General features: G+C 44.4%; 11 protein-coding genes and 1 riboswitch. Of the genes, 4 read left to right on the top strand and 7 right to left on the bottom strand.

Translation table 11 applies throughout. From position 1 onward, the window contains the following. Positions 1–329: 329 nt before the first annotated feature. Positions 330–1,247, bottom strand: a complete 918-nt coding sequence (locus BN1002_RS06010; protein ID WP_048824117.1) for a nuclease-related domain-containing protein — start codon at positions 1,245–1,247, stop codon at positions 330–332. 296 nt (positions 1,248–1,543) lie between these two features. On the opposite strand from BN1002_RS06010, the gene BN1002_RS06005 reads away from it, so the two are divergent. Beyond that, the gene (locus tag BN1002_RS06005) at positions 1,544–2,995 is read left to right on the top strand and encodes a vWA domain-containing protein (protein WP_048824116.1); all 1,452 of its coding nucleotides are present in this window, start codon (positions 1,544–1,546) and stop codon (positions 2,993–2,995) included. Between the two features lie 217 nt (positions 2,996–3,212). Here the strand turns inward: BN1002_RS06005 and BN1002_RS06000 are convergent, their stop codons facing one another. Beyond that, positions 3,213–3,701 (bottom strand): Lrp/AsnC family transcriptional regulator, encoded by a 489-nt coding sequence (locus tag BN1002_RS06000; RefSeq protein ID WP_048824115.1) that lies wholly within the window; start codon positions 3,699–3,701, stop codon positions 3,213–3,215. Between the two features lie 221 nt (positions 3,702–3,922). On the opposite strand from BN1002_RS06000, the gene BN1002_RS05995 reads away from it, so the two are divergent. Then, positions 3,923–4,834 carry a DMT family transporter gene (locus BN1002_RS05995; protein WP_048824114.1) on the top strand — a complete coding sequence of 304 codons (912 nt, stop codon included), beginning with the start codon at positions 3,923–3,925 and terminating at the stop codon, positions 4,832–4,834. Positions 4,835–4,959: 125 nt separating this feature from the next. After that, positions 4,960–5,061, top strand: a riboswitch (SAM riboswitch). 112 nt (positions 5,062–5,173) lie between these two features. Then, entirely contained in the window at positions 5,174–6,454 is a 1,281-nt protein-coding gene (locus tag BN1002_RS05990; RefSeq protein ID WP_048824113.1) for a Na+/H+ antiporter NhaC family protein, read from the top strand. Positions 6,455–6,629: 175 nt separating this feature from the next. On the opposite strand, the gene BN1002_RS05985 is transcribed toward BN1002_RS05990, so the two are convergent. Both BN1002_RS05985 and trpB read right to left on the bottom strand, forming a co-directional pair. Continuing rightward, the gene (locus tag BN1002_RS05985; RefSeq protein WP_048824112.1) at positions 6,630–6,992 is read right to left on the bottom strand and encodes a hypothetical protein; all 363 of its coding nucleotides are present in this window, start codon (positions 6,990–6,992) and stop codon (positions 6,630–6,632) included. Between the two features lie 341 nt (positions 6,993–7,333). Then, positions 7,334–8,503 (bottom strand): tryptophan synthase subunit beta, encoded by a 1,170-nt coding sequence (trpB, locus tag BN1002_RS05980; RefSeq protein ID WP_048824111.1) that lies wholly within the window; start codon positions 8,501–8,503, stop codon positions 7,334–7,336. 864 nt (positions 8,504–9,367) lie between these two features. Here trpB and BN1002_RS05975 point away from each other — a divergent pair. Then, on the top strand, positions 9,368–14,692 hold the full coding sequence (locus BN1002_RS05975) for a S8 family serine peptidase (protein ID WP_048824110.1): 5,325 nt from the start codon (positions 9,368–9,370) through the stop codon (positions 14,690–14,692). Positions 14,693–14,981: 289 nt separating this feature from the next. On the opposite strand, the gene BN1002_RS24005 is transcribed toward BN1002_RS05975, so the two are convergent. From BN1002_RS24005 to BN1002_RS05965, 3 genes are all read right to left on the bottom strand, one after another. Next, entirely contained in the window at positions 14,982–15,140 is a 159-nt protein-coding gene (locus tag BN1002_RS24005) for a hypothetical protein (RefSeq protein WP_197072749.1), read from the bottom strand. Between the two features lie 138 nt (positions 15,141–15,278). Continuing rightward, positions 15,279–15,872, bottom strand: a complete 594-nt coding sequence (locus BN1002_RS05970; protein WP_048824109.1) for a 3D domain-containing protein — start codon at positions 15,870–15,872, stop codon at positions 15,279–15,281. Between the two features lie 255 nt (positions 15,873–16,127). Beyond that, positions 16,128–17,105 carry an NAD-dependent epimerase/dehydratase family protein gene (locus tag BN1002_RS05965; protein WP_048824108.1) on the bottom strand — a complete coding sequence of 326 codons (978 nt, stop codon included), beginning with the start codon at positions 17,103–17,105 and terminating at the stop codon, positions 16,128–16,130. Positions 17,106–17,273: the final 168 nt, after the last annotated feature.

Below are 17,273 nucleotides of genomic sequence, written 5' to 3'. Positions count from 1 at the left end.
AAGGACTTAGTGACCGAACGGCTTGCCGCCCGCGGGCCTTCGGGCACTAAAGGAGGACTTAGTGACCGAACGGCTTTCCGCCCTCGGGTCTTCGGGCACTAAACAAGGACTTAGTGACCGAACGGCTTTCCGCCCTCGGGCCTTCGGGCACTAAACAAAGACTTAGTGACCGAACGGCTTTCTGCCCTCGGGCCTTCGGGCACTAAACAAAGACTTAGTGACCGAACGGCTTTCCGCCCTCGGGCCTTCGGGCACTAAACGAGGACTTAGTGACCGAACGGCTTGCCGCCCTCGGGCCTTCGGGCGCTAAGGTTTTTCCGAACAAGATTTTAATCAAATATATAATACGAACTCCGGCCAACACCGTATTTCTTTAAGTTTTTTTCAAGGACATTTCTTATGCATTTTTTTGAGTGGATTACTCCACACCACTCCATAATCACATTTGTCGTCAATCGTTCATTGGGAAATAGCAAACTGAACTCCTTTACCGCTCTCATAATCGAAGCCCCAACCGATTCCTTATGACCGCATGCCCCGCAAACCAGTGTGCGGCCCTCAACTTCTACAGAAAACGAGAGGCACTTTTCACAAAAGATACCCTTATGAAGTTCTTCGAAGTTGTAGGCTGGCAGTTTGGCATTCTTGGATTGGGCTTGGTGAAGTGAGGCAATCTTTTCTGCAAGCTGCCAATGTTTTGCGGTGAGTTTCGATGGGGTTTGGTTTAGTTTTTGCAGGAAGCGGTTAAGTTGGGGGCGGTAGACAAACGGCTTGTCTATAGGTGCTTGATAGAGGGTGAAGTCTTGGTTGATGAAAATAACAGATGGATGAATCGGTAGCTTCCAGCCGAGGCTTTGGAGCAACTGGTGCAATTTGGTTTCGCAGCGGCCAATCTGATTCAGCGGGTTATTGAGTTCGAAATCGGAGCCGAGCCTGAAGAGTTTATCATTTTCATACACATGGTCGCCTTCGAAATTTTTGATATCAGTAAGATGAATTAGCGTAGCGAAAATGATCAAAGTATCAATTTGGAATTCATTCCCCCCGAAGGTGAGAAGCAAATCGTTTAAAATAATGCAATCGCATGTCAAATTTCTAGTCATTGCGTCGAACTGCACTTCCCCTTCATATCCTTTCAGGAGATTGAAATAATGATTCCTGTCGCTGTCTGACAGGCCCATCCTGAGGTGCAGCGAGCGGAGGCCAAGCATTTCAGCGGACGGGATACGTTTTTTGTAAAAATCCATAAGCCACTTCCTTTCTTTTATAGTAGGGCGATAAAAATAAGCACACCCTAACTATACCGCACCCCAAATCATAAATATGTGAACAATTCGTTACTTTTCCTTAGGTCATATCCTTCGGAGTTGAAAGGTAGTATGGAAAAATTAGATAATGTTCTGCGTTAGTCTTTTAAAGCAGAAAACAGACAGGCCGAACTAGGATTTTCGGCCTATTTTTCGTCGGCAAGAGGGCTGGGATTGGAAAATAATGCATGAAACAGGTATAAAGGAAGTGTTATTACTATGGGGATGGTGATAGTTTGCAAAAGAAAGTACTGGCATGCTTGCTGTGTTTGATTTTTCTCTTTGCGGGTTGCTCTAAATCGGACAGTGAAAAGAAAAACATGGCCGCTGCGGATGCCAAAGAAAAGAAAACAGAAACAGCGGACGCGAAAGAGAAGGATACAGAAGCCGCGGACACTAAGAAAGAAGAACCAGAAAAACAGTCAACTTCAGATGATGAGCTTTTATGGCCGGACGCATTCCAGCCTAACACTGACATCTCCTTCGCTTTTCCCGCCACAATGGGTGAAGCGGAAAACCATCAAGAGGGGCTCTGGTGGGGAAAACTGAAAAACGGACAGTTGACCGACCAGGATAAGGATGCCGTTTTGAAAAAACTCGAAGAGATCAATGCCTCTTCCATAAGCAATAGTGAAAAAGGCAGCCAAATAAAGCAATTCCTCACAGAAACCTATTTTCCAAATCTTCCGGGACTGTCGACCTTTGAACCGAGAGGAAAAATCAGCCTTGAAGATGTTGAGGCAAAATCGAACATCAAGCTGAACGGCAGGGAAATGAAGGAACAGATCAATGTGGCGATCATTCTTGATGCGTCAGGGTCGATGAAACAGGTAAAAGGCGGCAAAACGCTCATGGAAATGGCCAAAGACTCCATCAGCGAGTTCAGCTCCGGCCTGCCCGATAACGCTAAAGTTTCCCTGACAGTTTACGGGCACAAGGGAACCGGATCTGACAGCGATAAGCAGCTATCATGCAGCAGTATTGACGAGATTTATCCGCTCTCCGCCTACAATGCCGACTCGTTTGCCACGGCGGTGAATTCCGTTTCTCCAAGCGGCTGGACCTCGATGGCGAGATCACTCAAGCAGGCAGGCGAAAAACTCGGGAACAATTCTGACGCGACAAATGTCATTTATTTAGTATCTGACGGAAAAGAGACATGCGACGGCAATCCAGCCGCAGAAGCGAAAGCCCTCGCCCAGTCGAACATAAACCCAATCATCAATGTCATCGGCCTGTCTGTAAACGGCGAAGATGCGGCTCAGCTTAAGCAGATTGCCGACAGCGCCGGCGGCAGATATATCGATGCGAAAAACCAGCAGGATCTCGACCGGGAGTTCGACCAATCTTCGAACACATTAAGCCAATGGTCCGACTGGTTTAGGCAGAACATTACAAAAGCGAGCGATCAGCTGACCGAGGATAAAAAAAGGCTAAGCAGCCTCCATGATGAGACAATCAGGAATATGGGGCTGTTTCATCACGAAAGCCTGAACGCGCTCAGCGACCTGTTTCATACAGGAAACCTCGACGTCGAAATTTCTAAAGATGTGCATGATACCCTCGTCGATTTTTATGGCACCCTTTTTAAAGAAAAAGATCAACTATTCGGTGTCAAGCTGAAACAAATCGATGAGACATTTAGCAAGACACAAGACGAAATGAGTAAAAAGTTTAATAAAAAATAGTTATCGCTAACGTTAAAAACCCTTCCGAATCCTGGCGGCCTTGGTTTTAGGAGCAAAACTCGATTTACTCTTGCCTTTGCAATGGATACCGTACTAGGAATGTGAAATTAGCAAAATAAAATGCTTGAAGTCATTTAAATATGCTTCAAGCATTTTTCATTTCGAACAGCTGTCCAGGAAAAATATTAAACGCCCTCTTCTCTTTTTGTAGCTCTTATCAATTTTGGTGATTTGAGGAGATAGGTAAAACAGTTGAATATTTAATTTCCCTTAATGCTAAGCTAGTTTGAATCCGTGTTATGCCTAGTTTATTTAATTTTCTTATAAACCCCTCCAATTCCCTACTGTCTTTATTCGCCACTTTTAGAAGATAATCATACTCTCCCGTTATGCAATGACACTCCAAAACCTCTGGCATGGACTTTAGCGCATTCTCCAAGATTTCTAGCTTCTCAAATTGGTGTATGTTCGTGCTAATAAAAATAAAAGATAATAAATCAAATCCAAGCTTTTCTTTATCCAAAATCGCGACATGCTGATTAATATATCCTTCATTTTCTAACCTTTTGATCCGCGCGTGTGTTGCGGGTGGAGATAAATTAACACGTTTCGCAATTTCAGAATTACTTATCTGTGCCCCATTTTGAAGAATATCTAAAATTTGAAAATCCAGGTCATCAAGTATTTTATTCACGATAGATTCCACGTCTTCCACTTCCTTTTCATTCTTCATATTCCTTTAAAAAACAACATCGTTAACAAAATATTATTTCGTCAAAATGCACAACAATTAATATTTATTTTGTTTTTATTAGATTATACAGAAATAAATATTGTTTTTATAGATAAATGTTAAAATAATTTAAAGCATAAGATACACCTTACACTAAAAGGAACAGTGATACATGAAGGAAGAAGGATAAAAAAATGCCGATTAAGTATTATGTCTTGTTGCTATTAACTTGTTTGTTTTGGGCAGGAAATTTTGTTGTTAGTAAATCTCTAGTTGTTCATGCATCACCCCTCACCCTGACGACCCTTAGGTGGTTGATTGCGGTCGTTTGCCTTGTACCGCTTCTATGGTGGAAGGAAAAAAAGATATTGCCACCGCGAAATGCTCTACTTCCTTTGTTTTTAATGGGATTAACAGGTGTTGTTCTTTTTAACCTTTTGCAATTTTTAGCATTAGAGCACACAACAGCGACAAATGTAGGATTAATTTCTACATTAAATGCAATTTCGATCGCTTTATGTTCATTTGTCTTTTTGAAAGAAAAAATTAATTTACTGCAAATTGTTTCAATGATTTTTTCCCTAATTGGTGTCATTCTAGTGCTATCAAAAGGGAAAATGGACTACTTGTTTTCATTGAATTTTAATACAGGAGATTTATGGATGATAGCTGCAGTATGTGTATGGGGCCTCTATACAATTTGCGCGAAATGGGCCATGACAAAAACTTCTGTTTTGATGTCCACTTTGTACTCCGCTATTTTTGGCCTAATTGTCCTCCTGCCTTTCAGCGTTCCTTATTTTACTGTTTCGACTATTAATCCTTCTTTCATAGTTGCGATTCTTTATACGGGAGTAATTTCAACAGTAGTTTGTATGATATTTTGGAATCTTTGTGTTCAAAAATTAGGTTCAACGACATCAGGAGTTTTTCTGAATTTCAATCCGATATTTACTGCCATTTTAGCGTTTCTTTTTTTAGGTGAACAAATGACTTGGATACAAGGAATCGGCAGTGCTATCGTGATAACAGGCTGCTATTTATTTTCGTTTTTTAAAACAAAAGAATTGAAAATATTACTAGTAAGAAACTTAAGCCACCATTAAAAGGCGTGCCTTTTTAGGCGTTATAACTGTTCAATTCGGCCGCTCTAAATATCCAATAAAATTATGTTGATAAAAGAATGAAAATCCTGTAACCTTTAACACTGTGACAAAATAATATGATTTTCTTCTTATCAAGAGAGATGGAGGGACTGGCCCGTTGAAATCTCGGCAGCGGAACTTAGCGTTTCTGTGCCAAATCCAGCAAGCAAAGACTTGAAAGATAAGATGAGTGTTTTATACATATAAGGCCTCTTCTTGTTGTTTCAAGATGAGGCCTTTTTTTCGGGACGAAAAATATACAAAAGGCGTGTCCCTTTTTAAATTTTTGGAGGTGGAACAATGAACAAAGGAAATCCATGGGCGCTGGTCCCATTTGTTGTTTTTTTGATTTTATTTATTGGTTCAGGAGTTATGACAGGTGATTTTTATGCTTTTCCAGTCATTGTCGCCATCGCCATTTCGGGTGCTGTGGCTCTGGCAATGAATCGGAAAGAATCTTTTTCTCGGAAAGTTGATATTTTTTGCCAAGGCGCAGGCAATTCAAATGTCATGCTGATGGTTGTTATTTTTCTCTTGGCCGGCGCGTTTTCAGAGGTAGCAAAAGGCATGGGGGCAGTAGATTCCACTGTTAACTTTGCTTTATCGGTCGTTCCGCAAAACCTGCTTGTCGTAGGTTTGTTCATCATTGGCTGCTTTATTTCCCTGTCAATGGGTACTTCGATGGGAACAATTGTAGCACTTGCTCCAATTGGCGTTGGGATAAGCGGGCATACCGATCTTTCCATGGCCTTAATTATGGCGGCGATTATTGGCGGGTCGATGTTTGGCGATAATTTATCCTTTATTTCCGATACAACCATTACGGCCGTCCGTTCACAAGGCGCGCAAATGAAGGATAAATTTAAGGTGAATTTTTGGATTGTGCTGCCGGCAGCTATTGTTACGGGCATTATTTTCGGGGTTATCACAATGGGTGAAACGGCACAGGTCGAACATTTAAGCTATAGTTGGGTTAAAATTGTTCCCTATGTGTTGGTTATTATCTTCGCGTTGGCCGGAATGAATGTGTTCCTCGTTCTCGCATTGGGGATTGTTCTCGCCGGGGCTGTCGGCCTAGTGGATGGCAGCTATCACGTAATGAGCCTTCTGCAAACGATGGGTAAAGGAATGGCAGGCATGTATGAAATCGCCTTTCTTGCAATATTAATAGCTGGGATGGTGGAGGTTATTAAGTTTAACGGTGGAATTGACTTTCTGCTTAACCTTGCGACACGGAGGATCAAATCGAAAAAAGGTGCCGAATTCGGGATTGCCGGTCTTGTTGGGCTAACCGACTTATCGACAGCCAATAATACAATTGCTATTTTAATTGCCGGACCTCTTGCAAAAAATATTGCTGACCAATATGGAATTGAGCCGCGAAAGTCTGCAAGTATATTAGATCTTTTCTCCTGTTCGATTCAGGGCCTCCTGCCGTACGGCGCTCAATTTCTTGCAGCTGCAAGCGTAGCCGGAATTTCGCCAGTGAGCATCCTGGAATACTCTTTCTATCCAATTCTCATAGGAATTTGCGGAATCATCTCTATCCTCATCGGATATCCGACAAAGAAGAACGCTTGAACTTCACCACTTTAAAAACAACGAGGAAAGGCCCCCTCTGCTGTGCAACTTAAAGCATTGGGGGCCTTTTTCCCAGTTTTTATAGCAGTAAGGTGGTTTAGCCGAATTCATGGAAATATTGGGTTCTTGATGAAATAAAAATTAATGTAGATGTCTCCTTGGAGTAAAGCACCTTTTAAGTCCGAGGAATTAAATATTTTACATTTAAGAAAATTAGAAAAGAAATTAAGATAAAAATGATCAGGCTTTTGAACCTACTTTTCTTCCAGGTATGGAATGTTGAAACAATGCTGCTTATCATTATTAAAACAAACCCAATTCCTTTAATTGTACTGAAAGTAAATAAATCACCTAATTGAGTTAAGAGAGCACCTAATACAAAAAATCCTATAGTGAAAATAAAATCGGGTGATCTAAAATCCTTCATTACCGTTTTTTTATCATCTTGATCCATCTTTAAGTACTCCCTAATACCCATAAAAGTTGGTATCCCCAAAGTAATACATAGAACTACAAGGGAATCAGTAGTAATATTCAATCATTCTCCCTCCTGTTAGTTATCAGAACTTCTGTGAAAAAGCCTTGTTTTGTCAAAAAAAGCAGTCCAACTCTTTTGCGAATTGAACTGCCAAACATTGTCTTTTTTATTTTTGGCTCGGCTATCCTTGATTGTTGATTTCCACTCCGGGGACATGCTTTCCGCGGGGCGGACCGTGGAGCCTCCTCGGCTTCATAGACGCCTGTGGGGTCTCCACGTGCAGCTGCATCCCACTGGAGTCAGTCCCCTCCGTTCCAATCAACTTCTTGAAAATCAACACTCACCTTTAACTGAGCCTTATTTTTTGAACTTAAACTCCGATTGGGTTTTCTATGTTAATTTCATTTTTCCTTTAACATCTCATACACCTGGGCAACATCTTTGTCACCGCGTCCGGAGAGGTTTACGATGAGAATATCATCTTCCGGCAATTCGCGGGCGAGTTTCACGGCGTGCGCGACTGCATGGGCGCTTTCGAGTGCAGGGATGATTCCTTCTGTTTTTGACAAAAGGAGAAACGCCTCCAGTGCCTCTTCCCCGCTCACCGTCACATACTCGGCGCGGCCGCTCACCTTGAGCTGGCTGTGTTCCGGTCCTATTCCGGGATAATCAAGGCCCGCTGCAATCGAGTATGTTGGCTTCGGATTCCCCTCTTCATCCATGAGTGTCAGGCATTTAAATCCATGAATGACAGCGGGTACACCTTCCGTCAAAGTCGGCGCCTCACTTGGCTCGACCCCAATCAGCCTGACCTCGGGCTCCTCAATATAGTGGGCGAACGCGCCAATCGCGTTGCTGCCCCCACCAGCGCAGGCAATCACGGCTGTCGGAAGCTTCCCTTCTTTTGCAAGGATTTGCCGTTTCGATTCCTCACTGATCACCGACTGGAAATGCTTAACCATTATCGGGAACGGGTGCGGCCCTACGGCTGATCCCAATAAATAAAATGTATTTTCATAGTTTTCGACCAGGTCTCCAAGTGCGGCATCGACCGCATCCTTCAAACGCCCCTGCCCCGCTTCGACCGAAACGACTTTTGCCCCGAGGAGTTCCATCCGGAATACGTTCAGTTCCTGGCGTTCCGTATCCAGTTTCCCCATATAAATGATGCATTCCATATCGAACATCGCACACGCGGTTGCAGTGGCAACGCCATGCTGGCCGGCACCGGTTTCGGCGATTATTCTCTTCGCCCCCATGCGTTTTGCCAGCAAAATTTGTCCAATCACATTATTGATTTTATGGGCACCAGTATGGTTCAAATCTTCCCGTTTCAGGTAGATTTTTGCGCCGCCGACCTTCTTAGTCAGGTTTTCCGCCAGCGTCAGCGGATTATCCCGGCCCACATATTCTTTCAAATAAAACTTGAATTCTTCCTGGAAATCCGGATCATCCTTGTATTTCAGGAATTGCTCCTCCAGGATGTCCAATACTTGCTGAAGGCCTTCAGGTACAAAACTGCCTCCGAACTCACCAAAATACCCTCTCTTCTCTGTGCTCACACTCGTCATACTCTACTCGTCTCCTCTCAACTAAACCACCCGCCCTGTGACAGGTTTCACCTATTATAACGAATTAACACAAAATTGGAAATAGTTTTGGAGAACCAATTCATCTGGTTTTCTTCGTCTCCCCCCACCATTAAAAATTAAGGAGCACTGCTGTCTCCTTTGCATGTAAGTCTTAAACCTGGCTAAAATCCATCAAACCCCTCTAGAAACAGGTGGAATTTTTGGGAAAATTTTCTTCATGAATCCTCCCCTGACAATAAACCATCTATTTTTAAAAATATTTCACTGAGTATTTCTTAAGTTACAAAAATAATAATCTGTTGAAATATATTGTTTCTGTTTAGCTACACTCGGATTCCCCTCTTACGCTTTCACCGTCTTTTTTACCATTCATTTTGACTGTTTAACGCTATAAGTAATTTAGTCTGTTAAAGACGGTGTTTGTCGATTTTCAGGGAAACGGACGATCTAGGGAACTATTATAAAAAATTCCCAAACGGTTGATAAACCTCTGGAAAGTAGTGAGAAACTGGCTTATGCGATAGAAAAAAAGTCTCTGACAAAGGAAAAGACAGTATTTGTCGAAATTCAACCACTTGAATATAAAGGAAATTCAATCCAAACCTCCTTCTCATTTCCCACCATTGCAACCATAAACCCCCCTTCAAATTTCTAGTTGGTATTCTCTTACAATAGTATTCGCACGTTGGGAAAACTTGGTCGTTTTATTAAAATTGCTGTATTTTTATAGATTGTCTAAGTAAATAGATTCCTTTACCCTAAGGGAGAAAGGAGGTATTCCCAGTATCTCTATACATTCTTAATAGAGAATTTATTCATTATTTGAAAGGGAGTTGAGATTTATTGGTGAAAAGTAAAAGATTGCGTAGATGGATTTCTTTATGCCTGATATTCATTCTTACACTAACGCTCACTGCCCCGGCCTTTGCAACTGGAAGTACATCAAATCAAAAAGTTGATCTAAAATCAAACGCCCCCCAATTAGCTGCTCAGAAAATTGCTCCAAAACTGGCCAAACAATTTGACGATAAGGAATATGTCACCTACCTCATCAAGATGAAAGAACAATCGGATGTGAATTCCGTTTCGAAAAACGCCCACCAAGCCTCGGTTAAGAAAAAAGAAACTCCCGCAGTCGCAAAGCTATCAATGCGTAATGCTGTTGTTACCTCATTGCGGGAAACAGCATCCCGAACACAGTATGGTTTGGAAAAATACTTAGATAGCATGAAATCAAAAGGAGAAGTCAAAAGCTTTGAAAGCTTCTTTATCGTAAACGCAATGGCTGTTACGAGTACAAAAGAAGTGATGGAGAAGATTGCTTTACGGGCGGAGGTAGAGAAACTTCTTCCTAACGAAGAACGCTTCCTAAATAAAGCAGAAAAGTCTCCCGAAGCAGTAAAAGAAGATGTTCAGCCAAACAATGTAGAGTGGAACATCAATCAGGTTAATGCCCCTCAAGCATGGGAAATGGGCATTGATGGAACAGGTATTGTTGTTGCGAATCTTGATTCAGGCGTTGATTATAATCACCCAGCGTTGAAGCGTAAATGGCGCGGCTTAGATGAGAATGGGAATGTCGTCAATCCTGAGCTCAGCTGGTACGACCCGCACAGTGGCGCATCCATGCCAGCCGATACGGATGGTCATGGGACACATACGATGGGTACAATGGTTGGTTCAGAAGCAAACGGATCGAACCAAGTCGGGGTTGCACCTGGGGCGAAATGGATCGCAGTCAGGATTTTCAACCCATCCACGACAGATAATATTATTTTGCGAGGCGCCCAATGGCTGATTGCTCCAGTTGACAAAAACGGCAATCTTCATCCGGAAATGGCGCCAGATGTTGTGAATAACTCATGGGGCGGCGGTCCTGGCCTTGATGAGTGGTTCCGCCCGATGGTCCAGGCATGGCGTGCCGCACAAATCTTCCCTGAGTTTTCGGCAGGAAATGTCCGTACTGGCAATCCGGGTGGCCCTGGTTCTGTGGCAAACCCAGCCAACTATCCTGAATCATTTGCAACTGGGGCGACAGATATCAACAACAAAGTGGCTTCGTTCTCACTTAGAGGCCCGTCACCTTATGGTGAAATCAAGCCTGAAGTATCCGCTCCAGGTGTAAATGTCCGCTCCTCTGTTCCTGGAGGTGGTTATGAAGGCGGATGGAATGGGACATCGATGGCAGGCCCGCATACGACGGCACTAGCAGCTTTGCTTTTGCAGGTAAATTCATCACTTACAGTTGATCAGCTGGAAGAAATTATTCAATCAACTGCAACGCCGTTAACAGATGCCGAATATCCAACTAGTCCGAATAATGGGTATGGCAGCGGATTGATTAACGTTGGCGATGCGGTAGGTTCCATCCTTAGCGGTCTCGGTTCTGTATCCGGCCGGGTAGCGACAGCCGGCGACGACTTCGAAAAGCCTGTTATCGAGCACACGCCTGTAACACAGGCATACACCGGATTTGACATCCCAATTTCAGCCCGTGTATCGGATAATATTGGCGTCGTGACGGTAGAAGCATATGCCCGTGTCAAAGGAAGCACACACTGGACATTCATTCCAATGGAACGGAAATCCGGTGACTACAAAAATGGAGTTTACGAAGGCAACATTCCTTACTTCCTCGTTGATACACAAGGCACTGAATACTATTTCCGTGTTAATGACTACGGCAATAACGGATTTGAAACAAACAAGTATTCAATTGAAGTGTCCAACGGAGTGAAGCCTGGTTATACGCAGGACTTTGAAACAGACATTGCCGGCTTTACAACCGGCGGAACAAATAACACCTGGGAGTGGGGTGTTCCTGTTGGCGGCCCTGGTTCCGCAGCATCTGGTGAAAAACTGATCGCAACCAAGCTGAACGGACAATATATGAACAATTCCAACTCCTACATGATGATGCCTCCAATTGACCTTTTGGATAGCGACGAAGGTGCGCTTCTCTCCTTCAAGCAATGGTTCAATCTCGAGACCAATTATGACAGAGGAGTTGTGTATGCAGCAGCAGAATCCACAGATTATCAATTCGTTCCCCTCGCCCAATTCACCGGGCAAAGCAATGGTTGGAAGAACGAACTGGTCGACCTTACCCAATTTGCGGGTGAACAAGTTTATGTTATTTTCAATCTCCATTCCGATGGGTCCCAAACACGGGATGGATGGTATATCGATGATGTGGCGATTCTAGGCGCGGATGATGCAGCACCAGCTGCTCCTGCTAATCTGACAGCGCGCGCAGATTCACTGGGAATTGTCTCACTTAACTGGTCAGCACCAGCCGATCTCGATTTGAAAGAATACTTTGTTTATCGCTCATCCGTCTCCGGCGATGGTTATGAGAAAATCGGGACAACAACAGTGAACAGTTTTACAGATTCAAATACAGCTGATGGCGAAACGTATTACTATGTTGTCACGGCAAAAGATTATTTTGGCAATGAAAGCGGCCGTTCGAACGAGGTGTCTGTCACTGTAACCGCTCCAGTAACCATCTTTAGCGATAATTTTGACGGCGAAACGGATAATGGCTGGACCCATTCCGGTACGCGTGATGAATGGGAGCGCGGCACTCCATCCGGAACTGGTGCCCCAGTCCCTCTATCCGCTCCAAATGTATGGGGAACAGATCTTGATGGAAATTATGAGAGCAGCAGCAATTTCTCACTCGTTTCTCCAGTCATCGACCTCTCGCAAGTAACAAACGCAACACTTGCATTTGCACACTGGTATGAGCTTGAGACAAATTACGATAAAGGCTTTGTCGAAATTACCAAGGATGGCGGAGCAACCTGGACCCAGCTTGGGCTCTTCAGCCACTCGACAAACGGCAAAAACTGGTCGACCGTATCTTATGATTTGACCCAGTATGCCGGCGAGCAGGTTCAAGTACGTTACCGTGTTACGTCCGATGGCAGTGTTGTAAAGCTCGGCTGGTATATTGATAACTTCGCTGTATTGTCAACTCCGGCACCGCAAAAAACAGAAAAAGCCATTGAGCGTGATGTTCAGGAAATGGATAAACCAAAGGCAGTCTATACTGAACCTGCGGTCAAACTTTCAAGAACAGAAAAAGATAAAATGCCAAAACAAACGCAAGGCGGAGTGGATCTGCAAAGCTTACCTGCCAATGCGACAGTAACGGTTCTCGAGACCGGGCGTTCTACAAGAACCAATCCGAGCAACGGGCAGTTTAACATGATTCATGTAGCGGGTGATTTTACACTTCGGGCAGAAGCGTACGGATTCTATCCGCAAACCCGTTCAATTACAGTCGTTGACGGCAGAGATACATCGGCCAACTTTACGCTTGAGCCAATCCCGCATGGCACCATTACCGGTGTCGTAACAGACGAAAGATCACATGCACCAATCGCGGGTGCAACCGTAATGGTATTGGAAGACGCCCAGATTACACCAGTTGTTACGGATGAGAACGGCGCCTTCTCCCTTGAAGTATTGGAAGGGACGTACACTCTCGCGGTTTCCGCCGATCAGTACTACAATAAAAATTCAACTGTAACCGTGAAAGGAAATGGTTCAGCTGAAGCAAATGTAGCGTTGAAACCATTTATCGGTTTTGAAGGAACAATCGGCTATGATGACGGTACAGCTGAAAACGCACGTGCCTTCAACGCAGCCGGCAATGCCTGGGCTGTACGAATGACTCCTGAAAATGGCGCTGCACAAGTAACAGGTGCAATGTTCCGCTTCTGGGATACTGAATGGCCAGTCCCAGGCGGTACTGCATTCCAATATGCCATTTACGATGCGACTGGCGCGAATGGATCACCTGGCCGATTGCTGGCAGGCCCATTTGATGGTACAGCAAAACGAGATGGCAACTGGACATCAGTGAAATTCCAAGAGCCTGTCATGGCCGAAGGAGATTTCTACGTTGTATACATTCAAACATTCGCAAATCCTAACACCCCAGGATTGGCAACGGATGAAGACGGCAAGAACGCTCTGCGCAGCTGGCAAAGAGTCGGCGGAGCCTGGAGCCAGTCTCCAGCTGCCGAAGGCAACTACATGATTCGGGCGATAGTTCAATACCCTGTTACCGCACCAGTTATTACGTCTCCGGCAGATGGCTCCTTCACAAAGGATGAAAAGGTTACCGTAACCGGAACATCCCAGGCCAATGGTGCTACCGCGAAGCTGTACAACGGTACAGAAGAAGTCGGAACTGGAACAGTTGAAAATGGTAAATTCAGCATCGAGACTACATTAAACACTGGCGCGAATGCCCTGTCCGTTGAAGCAGTCGTTAATGGCAAAATTACCGACCGTTCCGAGACTGTTAACGTGACACTGGATCAAACAGCTCCTGCACTCAATGTCACAGCACCTGTCCAGGGCCACAAAACAAATGTTGAAATGGTTTATGTAAAAGGGACGACTAGCGATGAGAATCTCGATAAGCTAACAGTGAACGGACAGTCTGTAACTGTTAGCGCAGATGGCAGTTTCTCACACAAAGTCCTATTAGACATCGGTGCAAATACGATTACCGTCGTCTCCACTGACCGGGCCGGCAACAAGACGACCGTTACCCGCAATGTCGTTGTGGACCTTGACGCCCCAGAGATTACAAATATTTCTCCGGCTGTCGATGTCCGCATTAAACCGGGTGAAGAAGTACGTGTATCCTTCGACAGTGAAGAAGGACTAACTGCATCCTTCCGAATTGAATTGCCACTGATGGTTTCTGGCGGCAACAATGAAATTGCCATGACCGAAACATCTCCTGGCCATTATGAAGGTACGTATAAAACTCCTACTACGCTGAAGATGGAAGGCGGCGTGATTGTTATCAAGGCATCCGACCAGGCCGGCAACAAGGTGGAAGCCGTAGCACCAGGAAAGCTATACGTAGCTGAAGCTCAGGCAGAGAACAAAGCACCAACCGCAGTAATCCAAGCCGATGCTACCGCCAAGCAAAAGAAGGTTACAACCTTCGACGGTTCACAGTCCAGTGATTCAGATGGAAAAATCGTGAGCTATGCGTGGAACTTCGGGGATGGATCAACCGGTTCTGGAGCTAAGGTTAATCAAACCTTTAGTAAAAAAGGCACCTTTACCGTCACATTGACTGTTACCGACGACAAAGGCGCAACCAACTCAACAACGCACACCATTAAAGTCAATTAGTAGTTAAATAGGTACGGTACTGTTTTTCCAATGGGAAACCAGTACCGTTCTTTTTTATTATGAGCTGCCCTGCTCCGAGCGGCTTCGGACAGATAACCAGGAATTACTCTTGCGCTGTCCGAACATCGGGCGGCTTCGGACAGACCAACAGGTAATTGCTCATGTGCTGTCCGAACATCAGGCAACTTCGGACAGACTAACAGATAATTACATGTACACTGTCCGAACCAAGAGAATTTTGCCAAAATATCCTGATCACCTGTTATATGATGTTATCTCCATCACTATGTTACAAACCACCACAAGTTGAAGGATTACTTTTATCGCCTTCAGCAAAATCCATTCCCTTTTCCACGGCTTCAAGCCCGTAACCTGATTCGCTTTCCTCAAGTCGCTGGTTATTTTCAAACTTACTTATTTGTTCATGCTCTTCTTTTTTGTCTCGCATTGTGTTCCTCCAACATTTTTAAGTAGTTTTCTACTTCAGGGGTATAGTTATTCACTCAAATCACCGTCCTTATTAAAAGGACCGCCCAAATACAATTTCCATGCAAAAAGCCTGCCGAAATCGGCAGGCTCTAACAATTTAGTAATATACTTTTATCTTGACTGTCTTTGTTCCCCACTGAAGCGCTTTTTTGCGGTCAGGGATGAAAACGTCGATTTTATTTCCGCGCATTGCGGATCCCCTATCCCCGGCAATCGCCTCTCCGTAGCCTGGCACATAAACTTTTGTGCCTAGCGGGATCAGCTTCGGATCAACAGAAATGACTTTCGCGTTCGGGTTCTTCTTCAGGTTGATTCCAGTGGCCGTGATGCCGCTGCAGCCTTTGCAGCTGGCTGTGTAAGCTGTGGCTTTAACGGTAATTTCTTTGTATCTCTTAGTTGACGCTGCAGGTTTCGCAGCTGGCTTTTTAGCGGCAGCAGCTTTTACAGCAGGCTTTTTCGCAGGTCCTGCTTTTGCGCCAGTGAGCTTTAAAACCTGATTAGGGTGGATTCTATCTGATTTTAGGTTATTCCAGGCTTTCAATTGCTGGACGGTTACTTTATTTTTCTTGGAGATGCCCCACAGGGTGTCACCTTTATGAACCTTATATGTATTTCCAGCGGCTAAAGAGGCATTCGAAAATCCAAAAAGCACAACAAAGGCAGTCAATAAACTTAAGATCGTCTTTTTCAAAATCTAATCCCCTTTACTTTTTTTGCTAAAAACATCATAGCAACTCAATGTAACAGTCCCGTTACACTAGAAAACTATTTCTATTACAAAGAAAAGGAGAATATTTCAAAGCTGTAATATTTTTAATAATAGACATGATAGACTTTTGCAGACTATCACCAACCCGCGATACAATTCAGTAAAACAAAACAGGGCGGCTCCCCTTTAATAGGAGAACCACCCTAAGAATCTATTTACACCTTGGCTTCACTGATTTTACTGTGTCGCTTCAATGCAACGCTTGATCGTTTCCTCAATCGATGCCCTGACGTCCGCTTTGTTGTACTTTAGAATCGGCATTGTTTCCTCAGGGTCAAGATACGCATCTCTATTTTGGATATCAGCTGTTACCGCAATATGGATTCCGTGTTCCTTTCCGGCGGCAGCCGTCTGTTCATCAATCTTCGCATACGCATCCCTTACCTGCTCAAGCGGCACGACATGGATGACGGTTTCTTTTTGACCCAAAAGATCCGCAATAATCCTGAAGAACTCGGCATGCTTCATATTTGTATCTCCAATGGCGTACCTCCCGCCATGTTTGCCGTTTTCAAGCGCGCCAACAGTGGCTTCGGCAACCTGCTGAGCGGTCACCATCGCGGTGCCCCCGCCTAAGACCGGAACGAAATCCTTGCCCTGGATTTGTGGAAGGAACATCGTCCAGAGCGGAGTCCGGCCAGGCATCGTGCCGAAAATATATGGCAGACGGATTGACATGACATCCATCTCACCCTCTCCCTCCAGCATGGCGACCTCCTCTTGAAGGAGCCGAGTCCTTGGATATGCCTGATCCCTTAGCCCAACTTCTGGCCACTCTTCTGCAAAATGGGCAAAATAAGATCCATGGATCACAAACCTTTTCACTCCTGCCTTCCTGGCAAGCCGCGCCAACCTTTGGGTAGGCAGGACGTTCGCTTCATAGAAAAACTTCGCTGCCGGCGCATCAGGCACGACCCGCTCATCCGCCCCCGCCGCATAAACAAACATATCTTTTCCGGTCAGCAGCTCAATTACTTCTTCGTCTGACATCTCGTTTATATTCCCTAACTTGCATTCCACTTCCGGCGGCAAAAGATCCGCTGTCGGCATTGGAGGAAGGGAAACAGTAGACACCGTATACCCTCTTTTTAGCAATTCTTTTGTTGTGTAATAACCTAAAAACCCTGTCCCACCTAATATAAAAACACTTTTCATAAGAAAAACCTCCTATTTATATAAGGAACTGGTCACAGTTTTAATGTTACTATTCTTGATCTTCAGTTCAAAGCATTTACCAATGCTTGTCAATAAAATGTCAATTTCTGCTTCAGGGTTGGTCCAGCATCAAAATTACTCCCCTGCCTATCACAGTAAATGAAATGA

This window comes from Bacillus sp. B-jedd (assembly GCF_000821085.1).
Taxonomy (GTDB): domain Bacteria; phylum Bacillota; class Bacilli; order Bacillales; family Cytobacillaceae; genus Bacillus_D.
This window is presented reverse-complemented; position numbering and strand designations above follow the sequence as displayed.